The sequence below is a fragment of the Mycobacterium sp. IDUB_5 genome, assembly GCF_055419565.1.
This window is the reverse complement of record NZ_JBVAXX010000003.1, coordinates 1-14,001: the sequence shown is the minus strand read 5'-3', so window position 1 is coordinate 14,001 and position 14,001 is coordinate 1. Positions and strand designations below refer to the sequence as shown.

The following is a 14,001-nucleotide window of genomic DNA, read 5'->3' as shown; positions in this document are numbered from 1 at the left end:
ACCTATACTGCGAAGGCCCTCGCATCCGCAAAACCCATGCCGATGGGGCAACCGTTCACAAGGGAGCGACCAGTGTCCGAGCGGCTGGCCGCCGGCCGGCATCACCTCAGTCGAGCAGAGGTGGCGGCCAACCAGAAGCACCGTCTGTACAAGGCGCTGGCGACGGTGATGACGGCCAACGGGTACAGCAACACGACGGTCGACGACGTGATCAAGGAAGCCAAGGTCTCTCGCGCCACGTTCTACGAACACTTCGATTCCAAGCAGGACCTCTTCATGTCCGGCTACGGCCGGATGCAGCGCCACGTCATCGACGCGATCCGCTCGGTGCCGGTCGAGGGCACACCGATGGAGCGGTTCGCGGTGATGCTGGACCGCTACCTGGGCTTCATCGCTCTCGACCCGGCGACCGCCCGGCTGTACCTCCTCGAGGTCTATGCAGCAGGCCCGGAGGCGATGCGCACCCGGGTGGGGCTGCAGCAGGAGTTCGTCGGCGGCGTCGCGCAGATCTTCGACGCTCGCGACGACTCGACGCAGTTCGCCTGTCAGGCGCTGGTCGCGGCGGTGTCGACGCTGGTGACCAACGCCCTGACCCGCGGCGACGACGTCACCGCGCTGCGTGAGCCGATCCTCGAGTACACCGCGCGCGTCATGGACCGCGAATGACCGAAGAGCCACTCGGGCTGAGGGCACGCAAGAAGACTCAGACCCGCCGGACGATCCGGCGTGCGGCGTTCGCGCTGTTCAGCACACAGGGTTTCGGCGCGACGACCGTCGAGCAGATCGCCGACGCCGCTGAGGTCTCCCCGCGAACCTTTTACCGCTACTTCGGGGTCAAGGAAGCGGTACTCATCTCGACCGACCACTCCCCGCTGATCGTCGCGGCGTTTCGCGCGGCCCCGCGGCACCTCACGCCGATCGCCGCCTACAAACACGCCGTCTCCGAGGTGTTCGGCGGAATGTCCCCGGAGGATCGGGAGGACGACCTGGTCGGGCAGAAGCTGCTCTATCAGGTGCCCGAAGCGCACGGGTTGATCTACGCCGAGTTCATCAAGCTCATCAACCTCATCACCGACGCCCTGCAGGACCGGCTCGAGGAGCCCACCCCCGAGGACGAGCGGCGGGTGCTTGCCGGCGCGATGGTCGGCGTGATCTTCGGAGCCGCCCACAACACGCCGCTGCCCGAGCACGCAGTCCCGCACGCGCTGAAGCTTCTCGACGCAAAATTGTCGACGTGACGAGCTCGACCTGGGCGCCGCTGCGCTCGCCGGTCTTTCGTGCGCTGTGGATCGCGCAGTTGGTCTCCAATCTGGGGACGTGGATGCAGACCGTCGGCGCTCAGTGGATGCTCGTCGGCGATCCGCGCGCGGATGTGCTGGTGCCGCTGGTGCAGACCGCGACGACGCTGCCGGTGATGCTGCTGGCGCTGCCCTCCGGGGTGCTGGCCGACCTGGTGGATCGGCGGCGTCTGCTGCTTGCGACGCAGGGCGCGATGGCGGCCGGGGTGGCGTTCCTGGCAGCGCTGACCGGGTTCGGGTTGACGACGCCGGCGGTGTTGCTGATCGTCCTGTTCGTGATCGGCTGCGGGCAGGCGCTGACGATGCCCGCCTGGCAGGCGATCCAGCCGGATCTGGTTCCACCACAACAGATTCCCGCGGCTGCCGCGCTGGGCAGCATGAGCATGAACGGCGCCAGGGCGATCGGGCCCGCAATCGCGGGCGCGCTCGTGTCGTTGGCCGGTCCGACGCTGGTGTTCGGGCTCAACGCCGTGTCGTTCATCGGGATCGTCGCGGTGCTGCTGTGGTGGCGCCGCCCGCCGGTGCAGCACGACTATCCGCCCGAGCGGGCGATGGCGGCCCTGAGCGCCGGCGGTCGCTTCATCCGCAGCTCGCCGATCGTGCGGCGCATCCTGTTGCGCACCGCGCTGTTCATCGCCCCCGCGAGCGCGCTGTGGGGACTGCTGCCGGTGATCGCCGCCGACCAACTGCAGTTGTCCTCGGCGGGGTACGGGCTGCTGCTCGGAGCGCTCGGAGTCGGCGCCCTGCTCGGTGCCCTGGTGCTCTCGCGGCTACGGTCGCGCTTCGGCGCGAACATCCTGCTGACGCTCGGCGCGGTGGGCTTCGCCGCGGCGACGGCGGTGCTGGCATTGGTGCCGGTGTTCGGGATCGTGATCGCGGCGCTGGTGGTGGGCGGCGCGTCGTGGCTGCTGTCGTTGTCGACGCTCAACGCGTCGATGCAGCTGAGCCTGCCGGCGTGGGTGCGGGCGCGCGGTCTGTCGGTCTACCAGCTGATCTTCATGGGCGGACAGGCCCTGGGTTCGGTCGTCTGGGGCGTGCTCGCGGGCGCGACCACCAGCGTCACCAGCTTGCTGGTCAGCGTGGGCTTGCTGCTGGTCTGCGGGCTGTCGTCACTGTGGTGGCCGCTGCACGCGAAGACAGGGAACCTGGACCTCACCCCGTCGTCGCACTGGCCCGAACCCTCGTTGGTGTTCGAGCCCGAACCGCTGGACGGCCCGGTTCTCGTGCTCACGTCGTATCGGGTGCTTCCCGAGAACGAGGAGCGCTTCATCGCCGCGATGACGGTGCTGGGCCGCTCGCGGCAGCGCACGGGCGCCTCGCAGTGGCGGCTGTTCCGCAGTGTGGAAGAGGAGTCGACGTTCGTGGAGACGTTCGTCGTGCGCTCGTGGGGCGAGCACATGCACCAGCACTACACCCGGCTCACCAACCAGGATCAGGCGGTCGAGGCCAGGGTCGAGGACCTCGTCGAGGGCGCGGCGACCTCGCACCACTATCTGGCGGTGCGGGACTCAGCCTGAGCTGCCCGCGGGCCAGAACACCGCGAACAGGCGGTCCTGCCAGCCGTCGGCGACCGCCCCGGTGCGGGCCCGCTCGGCGGTGTAGGCGCCGACGATCGCATCGATCAGCGTCGCCGCGTCGACACCGGGCCAGGTGTGCGTGACCACCGATTCCAGCGTCGCGCGCTGTTCGGCCAGGATGCGCCGGAACACCTCGGCGAATTCGGGGTCGTCGTCGGTGAGCAGCGCGGCAAAACCACCGAAGCCGATGCCGCCCTCGACGGCGTCGACGGCGTGGTCGATCACCCAGCGCAGGCGGTCGCGCGGGTCGGTCTGTGCGCCGAGTGGGGTCGTTGTGCTGATCGAGGACAGCGCGGCGGCCAGCATGTCACGGCGGTCGCTGTATCGGCGGTAGATCGTCGTCTTCGCCACGCCGGAGCGTGCGGTCACGGCCTCGACCGTCACCGCCCGTGGGCCCCTGGTCCGGAGCACCTCGAGAGTCGCCGCGGCGATCTTTACGTCCACGTCGGCTCTCGTCGTCGCCATCATCGCTCCCCTCGCCCGGAATACACCCGTCGGACAAAACGCTACACTGAACGTAGCGCTACGGTGAGCGTAGCGCTTCTGGCGAAAGGAGAACCATGGCGATGTTCGCCTACCTCAGTTTCCTGTTGACCTTCGTTGCGCTCGGCCTCTTCGTGCACGCGATCGCCACCGGCAGTGCCGCTGCCGTTGCGTACGGCACGGCCTTGGTGGTGTTCATCGTGGCGATGATCGCCGGCTCACGGCGCGGCAAGAACGCCTGGTCGAAGCCGGTTGGTAACGCGCAGGTCCAGCGCTATCTGCAGCGCTACCGCCCCGCCGAGGACGTGCCCGAGGAGCACGACGTGCCGGAGAAGCTCGCGGCGTAGGGTTCGGCCCGTGCAGGTCGACGCGATGACGATGCCGCAGCCGTTGCGCGAGGTCGCCGCCCTGGCGTCACGCACCCAGGACGCCGGCTTCTCGGGTCTGTTGTTCACCGAGACGGGACGCACCGCGTACCTCAGTGCGGCAGTCGTCGCGCAGGCCGCGCCGGGCCTGGACGTGTCCACGGGCGTCGCGGTGGCATTCCCGCGCAGCCCGTTCGTGACGGCGGCGACGGCGTGGGAACTGCAGGAAGCCGCCGGTGGCACGTTCCGGCTGGGTCTCGGCACGCAGGTCCGCACCCACATCATCCGGCGCTACGGCGCCGAGTTCGAGCACCCCGGACCACGGCTGCGGGACTACGTGCTGGCGGTGAAAGCCTGCTTCTCGGCGTTCCGGACCGGACAGCTGGATCATCACGGCGAGTTCTACGACCTGGACTTCATCACGCCGCAGTGGAGTCCGGGCCCAATCGGCGTTCCGGATCCCAAGGTCGACGTCGCGGCGGTCAGTCCGTGGATGCTGCGCATGGCCGGCGAGGTCGCCGATGGCATCCACGTCCACCCGCTCGGTGAGCCGGGCTATCTCGCCCGGCACGTGCTGCCGAACCGGGCTGCGGGGGCGCAGAAGGCGGGCCGCTCCCCCGACGACGTCGCCGTCATCGTTCCGGTGCTGACGATCGTCGGAGACACCGACGAGGAGCGCGATCGCGAACGCGAGCTGGTGCGGGCGAGCCTGAGCTTCTACGGCAGCACCCCCAACTACGCGTTCATCTTCGACGAGGCAGGGTTCGAGGGCACGACGGCGCGCATCCGCGAACGGCAGAAGGCCGGTGACTTCGCCGGCATGGCCGCGCAGATCACCGACGAGCACATCGCGGCGTTCGCGACGGAGTCGACATGGGACGGCCTGGCGGACGCGTTGGCCGCGACCTACGAGGGAATCGCGACGCGCCTCGTGTTGTACAACGCACTGGCCGACCCGGAGAAGTTCCAGCGGTACGGAGCAGTGGCTCAGCGCCTGTCCGACGTCACTCCGCGTTGACGGCCGCGGCGTAGCGCGAGGGCGGGTACGGCAGTTCGATGCCGCTCTCGTCGTAGGCGCGCAGGATCTCGCGACGCAGCCGGCGCTGCACCGACCACTGGACACCGGGACGGGTCTTCACCGTCATCCTCAGCGTGACCTGGTCGGGACGCAGCTCTTGGACCCCGAGCATCTCCGGTTCGCCGAGCACCTTGGCAGCGATTTTGGGGTCCTCAAGGGCAGTGTGCGCGGCGTCGAGGGCGACCTGTTCGGCGCGCTCGACGTCGGCGCCGAGCGCGACCGGGACCTCGATGCGGGCGACGGCGTAGTCCTGGCTCATGTTGCCGACGCGGGCGATCTCGCCGTTGCGCACGTACCAGAGGGTGCCGTCGATGTCGCGGACCGTGGTCACGCGCAGGCCCACGCTCTCCACCTCGCCGACGGCGTCACCGAGGTCGACGGTGTCCCCGACGCCGTACTGATCCTCGAGCAGCATGAACACGCCGGTCACGAAGTCGCGCACCAGGTTCTGCGCACCGAATCCGATCGCAAGGCCGACGACGCCGGCGGACGCGATGAACGGGGCGATGTTCACGCCGAGCACGTTGAGAATGCCGAGCACGACCCAGATCAGCAGCACGATCGACACGCTGGACTTCAGCACCGAGGCGATGGTCTGAGCCCGTTGCTGCCGACGTTCGGCGGTGCGGGCGTTCGAGGGTGCGCGGTCCCGCAGACCACGCAGCAAGGGCGGTTTCTTGCCCGCCGCGTCGTCGTGGGTTTTGTTGTGTCGACCGGTGGCGGCGCGGTCGATCATCCGGTGCAGCAGCAAGCGCGCGATCAGCACGACCAGGATGTAGGCAACGATCCGGATGGGAACTTCGAGCAGCCAGTGCCGGTTGGTCTCGGTCCATTCGAAGGCGAGGTTGTATACGTCCATCATCTCGAACGTACAGTTACCCACTCGGCCTGACGCAAATCGCGTTGCGGTTGAATCACTTTGGAGTGCAGGGCCGCAGCGGTACCCATGTGCGGCGAAAGCCCAGCTGTAGCGACATTGTCGGCGTCCGGTCAGTCATCCTGACTTTTGTGCGCGAACTTTGTCGGTGCTCACTCGTATCGTCTGCGCATGGCGGCGCGACGGGAGTCAGGGGGCGGCGTGACTGTCGTTACTCGGCGTCACTCGACGATGACGTCGCCGCGGCGTGCTCGGGCTTGTCAGCAGGCTTGGTCGTGTCGCGATCGTTTGTAGACGTGGTGTCCTTGTCCTCGGACTCACGAGGCCGGGTGACGGACGGCGTATCGTCCGAATCCTCTTTGACTGCCTGCTTTTCAGCCCGCGCCTCAGCGCGGAGACGCTTACGCTCCTCGCGACGCTCGGCGGCCGCGTCCTTCCATGACGTTGCGGAACTCTTCTTGGTGGCCTTGGTGGTGGACTCGGTGACCGCGTCCTGTTCGTCGGCGGCATCTTGGCGGGCGACCGTCGGCGTCTCTCCGGGCGGTCCGTTGAGGGTGTCCGGGATGCCGTACTCCATCGGCGTCCGCTTGTAGGCCTTGTCGATCTTCGGACGCAGCTTGGCGTCCAGCGCCGCGACGAAGTCGGGGTCGAAGTTGAACGCGACCATCGGCTGCAGGATCGGCAGAACCGCGGTCGGGATGAGGATGGTGGTGGTGCCGCCGGCCTCGTTCGTCTCCACGGTGTAGTAGGTGTCGTTGTTGCGGATGTCGAATTCGGACTGCTTCACATGCAGGATCGCGGCGCCCATGATCGCGTTGGAGACGGCGAGCATGTTCCACGGGTTGTCGGGGAAGTCGGCGATGCCGTCGTACTGGGCCGTGACGATGATGATGTTGTAGGGCGTGACGGGCATCGGGAGGTTCGCCAGCTTGCCCATCCAGTGGCCACTGGGCGATCCGTAGACGGCGACGTTCAGTTCCGACGGCGGCGGTGGTTCCTTACCATCCGTGGTGTTTTCGCGGTCGGCTTCGAGGCGGCGCAGGACCTCCATGACAGCGGGCGCGCCTTCGGAGACGCCGCCGATGGTCTTGGGTCCGGCGTACTGCGGGTCGTAGACGGCGTTGTAGAGATTCTCGGTGCCGATCTTGACCGAGGAGTAGAACTCCTTGCCCGGGAAGGGGACGTTGATGCGGCGGTCGTAGGTGGAGAAGTAGCCGCCGAACGCGTTGGCCATCTGCTCTTCACTGAGCTCGGCGTAGATCCCCTTACCGCCGAGAAGCAGTGCCGTCGACGCGTTCGCCACACCTGCCGACGGCGCGATGAGAAGTGCTCCGAGCAAAACGGCGATGCGTTTCATTGCCCACCCTGGATTCTGCAGCGACGAGTCCTGATCTGACCATTTTGACGGTACTGACGTATTGGGGATGAGGAATCGGGGAATCCCCCCGTCATCAAGATCGACGGCACGATTCTTTGCTGTCAATCACCAATCTGAACAGCACGAATTGGTGTTCAGACCCCCCTCGCGGCAGTCATAGGCTGGTCGGCGGGATTCCGCTCGACTGCAAAGGAGTCGTGGACGTGTCGCGTCTGCAGGTATCGACGTCGGAGCTGGTCGCCGTATCGGGTGAGCTCGACCTTCTCGCGCAGACGCTGCGTTCGGACATCGGCTCCCTCGATACCGACATCTCAGAACTGCTGGGCGGAGGCTGGTCCGGGCAAGCGGCCGCTGCCTACACCGGGGTCTGGCGCGAGTGGCATGACGGCGCGGCTGCGGTGGCCGAGGGGCTGAGTCGGATGTCAAGCTTGTTGCAGGAGGCGGCCGAACGGTACTCATTCACCGATGAGGCATCTGGCGACGAGGTGTCCGGAGCTGGTCTCTGATGAGTGCGTTCAGCGCCGACCCGGCCGCACTGCTCGCTGCGGTGGATCGCATGGCCGCGTTCGACTCGGAGCTGGCGGCGCACCTGGCGCAGGCCGAGAGCAGCGTGGCCCGGCTGGGTACGTCGTGGCATGGGGATGCCGGCGAGGCTGAGCAGGCAGCCCAGGCACGGTGGAACGAGGGCGCCCGAGAGATGCGTGATGCGTTGGCGCGCCTCCGGTCGATCGCCGAGACCGCGCACGGCAACTATTCGTCGGCGGCTCAGACGAATCTGCGTATGTGGGGCTAGCCCGTGACGGCTCCCATCACCGTCGACCCCGTCACGCTCGCCGGAACCGGCGCGGCCGTTGCCAGTGACGGCGTCACCGTCGCCACCGCGGTACACACCCTGTCGACCGCGCTGTCAGGAGCCGGGGCACTATTCGGGCACGACGCTGCGGGCCTCCTCTTCCGGCAGACCTACACACAGGCAGGTGCGTCACTTCTCGACGCCGCGGCGTCGGCGGTGAATGCCTGCCGCAAAGTGGGCTTCGGCGTGCAGATGTCGGCGTTCAATTACGAGCGAGCCAACGCCGCGTCGACGGTGGGCGGTGGCGAGACATCTGTGCATCAGCCCACCGCGCCTGATGCGTTCACGGCACCGTCGATGCCGCCACCAATGGGCAGCGGGGTCGTGGCGCCGCTGGCATGGACGGTCGTCGAATCGTTGGTGGGCGACGTCTGGCCCGATGGAAATCCCGGAGAGATGCGGGCGGCTGCAGCGGCCTGGCGATCGTTCGGCACCGCGGTCGGCGCGGTGGCGGAACCCGTGGCTGCAGCTGGTGCGGCGTTCGCGGGACAACAGATTCCCGAGGCTGGTCACATGGGTGACGCCACAGGGCAGATCAGCCGCGGTCTGACTGACATCGCCGCGCAAGCAAACGAATTGGCTGCGCAAGTAGAAGCTTTCGCAGCGAACGTCGAAGCGACGCAGAATGCGATCCGGGCACTGCTGCACCAGCTGAGCATCAGTGGAGTCCTCGACGCGCTGGGCGACTTCTTCAGCGGCGAGAACCCGTGGCAGAAGGTCCAGGAGGTCGCCGACGAGATCAAGACGGTGATGGCCAACATGAAGCGGCAGGCCGATGCCTCCCGAACGTTGTTCAGCCAGAGCATGAATGCGCTCGATTCAGCGACGACATCGCTGCAGAGCTGGGCCTCCAGGGAATTCGTGGAAGCGTTCGGCGAGGACGTCGGTACCGCGCTGTCGCAGGACTTCAAGGCGTTGACCAGTCTGCCTGCAGGCGGACTGAAGTTCCTCGGGGTCACGGCTGAGGGGCTGCAGGCTCTCGACCCGGGACGCTTTGCCTACGACCCGCAAGGTGCGCTCGAGACATGGAAGAGTCTCGCGGATTCGACTGCGATGCTGACCAATCCGGCGCTACTGACGGAGAAGGTGATCTCGGATCCGCAGGGCAGTCTTGACGCCGCGAAAGAGATGGTCGACTGGAAGGATGTCGAGAACGGCGACCCATTCCGCGCGCTGGGGTACAACGTGGCGCAGGTCGGGACGATGTTCCTGCCGGGTGCGGGTGAGGCAGGGCCGGCAGCTAGTGCCGCGTCGGCAGAAGCACGAGTGGCTGGCGCCGAGGCGCGGGCGGCCGGAGCGGGCACACGGGATGCAGCGGCGGCCGCCGGTGGTCGCGCAGCGTCCGCGACCGAAGGGATCACCACCAAGGCCGGCGAGGTGGGCACGAAGCTCGACGGCATCAAAGTGCAGGAGGCACAGGGTGTTCCGGGAGTGGGCGGGAAGGCGCCAGTGGAGGCTGCGCGTGCCAACCCTCCACTAGATAACTCCACGCCAAGGGCCACCGAGCCGACGGTGCCGGGCGGTAGAGCAGCGCCCGACGGGTCGCATGCTGGTGGATCGTCGCCGACATACTCCGATGGATCCCAGTCTTCCACCGGACCCAAAATGCAGGCCGGTTCTACCGATTCCGCGCCGAGTACTGCAGTGGACAGCACTCCCCCCGGAACCAATCGGCCCCACCAAGAGGCGCCACACATTCAGCCGCCCGATCGATCGTTAACGCACGAGGTAACAAGCCAGGCCGCTCCTCATCAGGCACCGTCTGCGCACGACCAAGGTGGGGCTTCTCCTCATGAACGCCTGGGCAGCACCTCAAACCATGAGAGTACTGAGCTACCTGATCATCCACCCGATCACGCTCAGCAAGACTTCTTCGGTGACGGCGCCATCGATGACCACGCCCACGGCCAGGACGGTCTTGATGGTCCAGACGTGCTGTCCGATCAGGTGCGCAACGAGATCCTCGCTATGGAGAAGGGGAGCCGCCCCGATCCTTCGGAGTACCTATCTCAGGCATACATTGACCAGCACATGGCGAAGTTTGACGATGGCGCCACCAGGCTTATGCCCGAGGACAACTTCAACAAGTACGGTATCGCGCAACGGGATGGATCATCGTTTGTCATGGCCACGAGCGAAGTTGAAGAACTGCTAGCATCGACGCACGGCGATCCGCGCGCGCTCGAGCAGGCATTGGGTATGCCCGAAGGATTCTTGGAGAAGCACCGTATTTTGAGAATCGACATACCCCAGCCGCAAAACCACGATGCGAGAATTCCGTCCGGGAACGAAGCAGGTGCGAACGATCAATGGCTACCAGGTGGCCTGCTGCCTGATGGGTTGGCTGAGGCTGTAATAGATGGCTCGTCGGTGCAGCCCAAAGATTATTACATCTCAGACCTTTCAGACTTCGGGAGCGAGTGATGGCCTACGTCGACACCTTCTTCTCCAGAGAAGATCGTTACTCAATCGGAATCGAGGACGACACGCAGAAGCGGTACCTGTCCATACCGGTCAGCAACGGGGTCTTCGACTACGAGGAGTACTACGAACTGAGTCCTCGCGAATACGAATCACTTCTTGCGGATCCTGTTGCTGCGCGGCTCTTTGCCGAGTCATGTCGCAAACGGGAAAGTGACGAGCGCCTGATCGAAAAACCGGGTTGGAATCGCGGAACGCCCGTCTAGTTCAAATCTCGAGTAAACGGGCGGAGCATGCGAGCCGATCGCTGTTAACAATGCACGGCTACTCCAGTGCTCTGGAGGTCGTAGATGCGCCAATTCTGATCTACCAACCTGGAGGACGAAGAGGAACGCCGATATGACTAAAGCGCGCGAAAATCTGCTCCTAATAGGTCTTTACGACTGGGTGGCGCTTGACCACGTCCACCGGGAGGTAGCCCGTGACATGGCGACATCTCCGACGATTGAGATTCAACGAGCGGCCGTGGAGCTGATTCGCGACGTGGTCGAGCAAGGGTTGTTCGAAATCGGCGACGTGACTGCCGAGCACGGATTCGTCCGCTGGCCGGAACCAATCGACCATGTGATCTCACGGATGGAGCGCTACTACATTGATGCATTCAACGACACCACCGTGTGGCCGTGGTGCTGTTGGCTCAATCTGACACTGCGCGGGAAACAGACTGCGAACCGGCTACCGCATTCGCCTGGCCCTGGGGAAAGCAACACCGGTGAAAATGCATCGTCAGGCTCAAGATTCCCCGAGGTCGAGTTCACAGGAGATGACCACAAGTGACGGAAAGCGACCCACGCGTAGTCCAGATCCTCGAGTCACTGCGTGCGCGTATACGGGTAGGTGAGGGACTCACGGTCCCCTACGCACGCAAATGGGACGTCGGCGGTTGCACATCCAAACACTCGCTGTGGAGATACCCGCATGACGCGCTCAAGACCTTCTGCACCGGGTTAATTGCTGTAGACCGGCCACTGATCTGGATCGCAAGTGGCCTGCAAGTTGGCCACGATTCCAACGCTTTGTGGGTCGCCATCGACCGAAGCCTGCCAGGGGACGGCCCGCCAACCGCCTATCTCGTCGGCCGCCCCGATTCAGATAGGGCCATCTATGTCGGCAATTCGCCCGAGGTGATACTAGAGATGCTCGACGCCTGGTCTGACCATCCCGCCATCAACGACTACTCGAATGAGCTGCAGATCGGCTTCCCCGCTATGGAGGACAGGCGGCCGAAGTACGTCGGCAGTTGGCAATGGAACATCCACGGGGAAGCAAGCGACGATGACGTCATCCGGAGAGCCGCCGCGGCGACCCTCGCAGCAATACGAAAAGCGCGCGCCTGATCGTTCCGCTCGAATGGTCGAAGAGTGCAAGCCAGCAGAGCCTCGTCGACTTCGATCGCCTGTCCGGCGCGGTCGCGCGGTCACTTGCCACCTAACACCCCGCGATAGCTGCCACATGACAAACATGCATCAGCACCGCTCGTGGCTTGACGCCACGCCCCCGTCGTGGCCCCATACAGCGTTTTCTGTCTCTACCTCCCAGGTCACCTCGACCTGTGTAGATAGATCAGGGGCGAGCGACCTCGACGAGGGTTCCCTTGATGGCCCACCTTGCATCTACCGATCCAGCGGAAACAAGTTCTCCTGCAACGCAATCGTGGTCTGCAGGGTTCCACTTGACACCTGAACGGTAGGGAGCGACAAGGCGCGGTACAGCTCCGAGCACTGCGCATCGCTGCTCCGCCAGACGCTCGATGATTTCTGCCTGATTGGCAGGAAGCTGGAGGGCAAGCCGATCGGCGACTTCCTCTAGCGAGCTATCATCTATCTGCGCCTGAAAGGCGCAGATCACGCCGTCGAAAATTCCCTTTAAGAGCCCACCCCAAATTGGTGAAACCCCAACGGGTGGCCGGATCTGTAAACGGACCGCGAATGGCGTGCCCGGCAACAACGGCTCGCCTGCCGAAATTGCGCATTGGGCACACGCTTTCGTCAGAGCCCACCACACCTGCGCCAGCTTCTTCTCACCTTTGAACACGCCCAGGTCGATCCATTCGAACGACGCGAGCGTGCGAACCTCTCGCCAAGCGTCGAAACTGCCAGACCTTGCCGCAAGTGCATAGCGATATCCAACCGAGTAAGTGTCACCGGCTGGGGTGAGCGCGGGGCCCACACCATGCTCGAAGCGAATGCCATTACGGCCGGGAATCTTGAACGTGTCGATGTTGTAGAGCAGGAGATTCTCGACATCTGAATTGGCTAGCTTGGTACCAACAAAAACCGCGTGCAGCACCTGATCAGCCGCCGGGTAAAGATCGCCGCAACGCGTCCGGATCGCGGTCCGCAAGTGCTTCTGCCACAACGGAAGACGCTCAAACCGTATGTAGTCCTGAGCCCAGGCTTCAACAACCGGTCGATCGGAAATGGGCCCGTGAATCTGATAGCTGGGAGCGGTTTCAGACATGACCGGTCTCGTCTTCAGACCGCGTGCAGACGGAGCGCTTCTTTCGCGCTGACCGCGGGTGACAGCTTCCGCACGACTGGATCGAGGCGTCAAACTTCTCCGCCGCCCATTGCTCGAGTTCACTCATGTGGTCCGCGCACACTTTGACGTACGGACCGGTCCAGCGTCGACCCCTAGGGATAGCACCGGAAATTGTGCGGCAATCAGCACGATGGAGTCGCGCCGTCGCCAAGCTGAATCCCCTCGGGACGTTGACAACATATCCGTCGGAGTGCGCCGCAACCCACGACAAGTAGCCGCCGTCGTCATCTCGGAACACCCATAAGCGCTTTTCGGCGGCAGCCCTGTTGCTTCTCGACCCAGCCTTATCCATCGTCCCCTCCCGCTGAGAAGATAGCTCGCCGGTGCGACACCCTCAACGAACGGCCGGCGCATCCTTTACCTCGAGAAGCCACCGGCGACCTTTCATTGCATGCGCCTATGCCTGCCCCAACCTCGGCCGGTAACCATCCGCGTCAGTTTCGGCAGCAATCAACGCAGACAAGTCGCCCTCTTGCTGGGCAACAAAAACCCCGATCACTTGACGGCACACCTCCGGCACAGTGACTCCCTGCCTATCAGCGATGCGTTTCAGCCCGACGAGCATTGATGTCGTCACGTGAAACTGCACTGCGTACTGACCACACGAACCATCTTCAGGCGCTGGCCCTGGACCCACGACCACAGGACCGTCGACGCCGAACTCGTCCACGTCAGCGGCTCGGACCCTCTGAACACGGCCCCTACTGCCGTCGTCGGCCGAGTCCCGAACTTCCTCATGACTGAACAAACCCATTCCGACCACGCTAGACCTCCCAGAGTTCCTCGGCAGTCGACTGAGCAGCGTCGCTTTGCGAACAACCTGGGCGAGCGAAGCTGCACGGTCGGGGTTAAGGGCAGCTCGACCGGTCCGCTGATCGCGGTGCTGCCTATCGAGTCGTGTCGCTGCCGGTGCATAAGCTGCGAGGAGGCCATTGGAGCGAAGGTTCGTGATGAACGACGATAGACAATCGCCTTGAGGCTGCTAAGACGGATGGGACTGCCCCCAGTTTGGTTGACTCCTGACCTGTGAGGATTCGTCCTTGCTGGAAGGATCAATCTCGTGCCGAAGC

15 protein-coding genes are annotated in these 14,001 nt (G+C 64.7%); 11 read left to right on the top strand and 4 right to left on the bottom strand.

The window, feature by feature from the left end:
• Positions 1–72: 72 nt before the first annotated feature.
• Genes ACZY1G_RS09365 through ACZY1G_RS09355 form a run of 3 tightly spaced genes read left to right on the top strand, consistent with a single transcriptional unit; the run spans position 73 to position 2,815 of the window.
• Positions 73–666 carry a TetR/AcrR family transcriptional regulator gene (locus ACZY1G_RS09365; RefSeq protein ID WP_463822252.1) on the top strand — a complete coding sequence of 198 codons (594 nt, stop codon included), beginning with the start codon at positions 73–75 and terminating at the stop codon, positions 664–666.
• The gene (locus tag ACZY1G_RS09360; RefSeq protein ID WP_463822251.1) at positions 663–1,238 is read left to right on the top strand and encodes a TetR/AcrR family transcriptional regulator; all 576 of its coding nucleotides are present in this window, start codon (positions 663–665) and stop codon (positions 1,236–1,238) included. The genes ACZY1G_RS09365 and ACZY1G_RS09360 overlap by 4 nt, the downstream gene beginning before the upstream one ends.
• Complete coding sequence (locus tag ACZY1G_RS09355) at positions 1,226–2,815, top strand: MFS transporter (protein WP_463814848.1); 1,590 nt, start codon at positions 1,226–1,228, stop codon at positions 2,813–2,815. Before ACZY1G_RS09360 ends, ACZY1G_RS09355 begins: the two co-directional genes overlap by 13 nt.
• On the opposite strand, the gene ACZY1G_RS09350 is transcribed toward ACZY1G_RS09355, so the two are convergent.
• Entirely contained in the window at positions 2,807–3,340 is a 534-nt protein-coding gene (locus ACZY1G_RS09350; protein WP_463822250.1) for a TetR/AcrR family transcriptional regulator, read from the bottom strand. The two genes, ACZY1G_RS09355 and ACZY1G_RS09350, sit on opposite strands and share 9 nt — an antisense overlap.
• Before the next feature lie 95 nt (positions 3,341–3,435).
• Here ACZY1G_RS09350 and ACZY1G_RS09345 point away from each other — a divergent pair, with 95 nt between their 5' ends.
• Both ACZY1G_RS09345 and ACZY1G_RS09340 read left to right on the top strand, forming a co-directional pair.
• Complete coding sequence (locus ACZY1G_RS09345; RefSeq protein WP_463814013.1) at positions 3,436–3,705, top strand: hypothetical protein; 270 nt, start codon at positions 3,436–3,438, stop codon at positions 3,703–3,705.
• 10 nt (positions 3,706–3,715) lie between these two features.
• Complete coding sequence (locus tag ACZY1G_RS09340; RefSeq protein ID WP_463822249.1) at positions 3,716–4,741, top strand: TIGR03617 family F420-dependent LLM class oxidoreductase; 1,026 nt, start codon at positions 3,716–3,718, stop codon at positions 4,739–4,741.
• Here the strand turns inward: ACZY1G_RS09340 and ACZY1G_RS09335 are convergent.
• Together ACZY1G_RS09335 and ACZY1G_RS09330 are read right to left on the bottom strand one after the other, a co-directional pair.
• Positions 4,728–5,660, bottom strand: coding sequence for a mechanosensitive ion channel family protein (locus ACZY1G_RS09335; RefSeq protein WP_463822248.1), 933 nt, complete (start codon positions 5,658–5,660; stop codon positions 4,728–4,730). The genes ACZY1G_RS09340 and ACZY1G_RS09335 overlap by 14 nt on opposite strands.
• Positions 5,661–5,889: 229 nt before the next feature.
• On the bottom strand, positions 5,890–7,035 hold the full coding sequence (locus ACZY1G_RS09330; protein WP_463822247.1) for a PE-PPE domain-containing protein: 1,146 nt from the start codon (positions 7,033–7,035) through the stop codon (positions 5,890–5,892).
• Between the two features lie 224 nt (positions 7,036–7,259).
• Between ACZY1G_RS09330 and ACZY1G_RS09325 the strand changes: the two genes are divergently transcribed.
• The 6 genes from ACZY1G_RS09325 to ACZY1G_RS09300 all read left to right on the top strand — a co-directional run bounded on the left by ACZY1G_RS09325 (position 7,260) and on the right by ACZY1G_RS09300 (position 11,727).
• The gene (locus ACZY1G_RS09325; RefSeq protein ID WP_463814010.1) at positions 7,260–7,562 is read left to right on the top strand and encodes a WXG100 family type VII secretion target; all 303 of its coding nucleotides are present in this window, start codon (positions 7,260–7,262) and stop codon (positions 7,560–7,562) included.
• Positions 7,562–7,849, top strand: coding sequence for a WXG100 family type VII secretion target (locus ACZY1G_RS09320; protein ID WP_463814009.1), 288 nt, complete (start codon positions 7,562–7,564; stop codon positions 7,847–7,849). The genes ACZY1G_RS09325 and ACZY1G_RS09320 overlap by 1 nt, the downstream gene beginning before the upstream one ends.
• 3 nt (positions 7,850–7,852) lie before the next feature.
• On the top strand, positions 7,853–10,333 hold the full coding sequence (locus tag ACZY1G_RS09315) for a WXG100-like domain-containing protein (RefSeq protein ID WP_463822246.1): 2,481 nt from the start codon (positions 7,853–7,855) through the stop codon (positions 10,331–10,333).
• Positions 10,333–10,596, top strand: coding sequence for a hypothetical protein (locus ACZY1G_RS09310; protein WP_463822245.1), 264 nt, complete (start codon positions 10,333–10,335; stop codon positions 10,594–10,596). Before ACZY1G_RS09315 ends, ACZY1G_RS09310 begins: the two co-directional genes overlap by 1 nt.
• A gap of 133 nt (positions 10,597–10,729) precedes the next feature.
• Positions 10,730–11,167, top strand: a complete 438-nt coding sequence (locus tag ACZY1G_RS09305) for a hypothetical protein (protein ID WP_463822244.1) — start codon at positions 10,730–10,732, stop codon at positions 11,165–11,167.
• Complete coding sequence (locus ACZY1G_RS09300) at positions 11,164–11,727, top strand: hypothetical protein (RefSeq protein WP_463822243.1); 564 nt, start codon at positions 11,164–11,166, stop codon at positions 11,725–11,727. The genes ACZY1G_RS09305 and ACZY1G_RS09300 overlap by 4 nt, the downstream gene beginning before the upstream one ends.
• 226 nt (positions 11,728–11,953) lie before the next feature.
• On the opposite strand, the gene ACZY1G_RS09295 is transcribed toward ACZY1G_RS09300, so the two are convergent.
• Positions 11,954–12,850, bottom strand: coding sequence for a hypothetical protein (locus ACZY1G_RS09295; protein WP_463822242.1), 897 nt, complete (start codon positions 12,848–12,850; stop codon positions 11,954–11,956).
• Between the last annotated feature and the right edge of the window lie 1,151 nt (positions 12,851–14,001).

What these genes read in the sequence shown, in the direction of transcription:
- ACZY1G_RS09335 (WP_463822248.1), bottom strand. Translation starts at nt 5,660, where the DNA reads ATGGACGTATACAACCTCGCCTTCGAATGGACCGAGACCAACCGGCAC.
- ACZY1G_RS09360 (WP_463822251.1), top strand. Translation starts at nt 663, where the DNA reads ATGACCGAAGAGCCACTCGGGCTGAGGGCACGCAAGAAGACTCAGACC.
- ACZY1G_RS09345 (WP_463814013.1), top strand. Translation starts at nt 3,436, where the DNA reads ATGGCGATGTTCGCCTACCTCAGTTTCCTGTTGACCTTCGTTGCGCTC.
- ACZY1G_RS09330 (WP_463822247.1), bottom strand. Translation starts at nt 7,035, where the DNA reads ATGAAACGCATCGCCGTTTTGCTCGGAGCACTTCTCATCGCGCCGTCG.
- ACZY1G_RS09305 (WP_463822244.1), top strand. Translation starts at nt 10,730, where the DNA reads ATGACTAAAGCGCGCGAAAATCTGCTCCTAATAGGTCTTTACGACTGG.
- ACZY1G_RS09350 (WP_463822250.1), bottom strand. Translation starts at nt 3,340, where the DNA reads ATGGCGACGACGAGAGCCGACGTGGACGTAAAGATCGCCGCGGCGACT.
- ACZY1G_RS09320 (WP_463814009.1), top strand. Translation starts at nt 7,562, where the DNA reads ATGAGTGCGTTCAGCGCCGACCCGGCCGCACTGCTCGCTGCGGTGGAT.
- ACZY1G_RS09295 (WP_463822242.1), bottom strand. Translation starts at nt 12,850, where the DNA reads ATGTCTGAAACCGCTCCCAGCTATCAGATTCACGGGCCCATTTCCGAT.
- ACZY1G_RS09310 (WP_463822245.1), top strand. Translation starts at nt 10,333, where the DNA reads ATGGCCTACGTCGACACCTTCTTCTCCAGAGAAGATCGTTACTCAATC.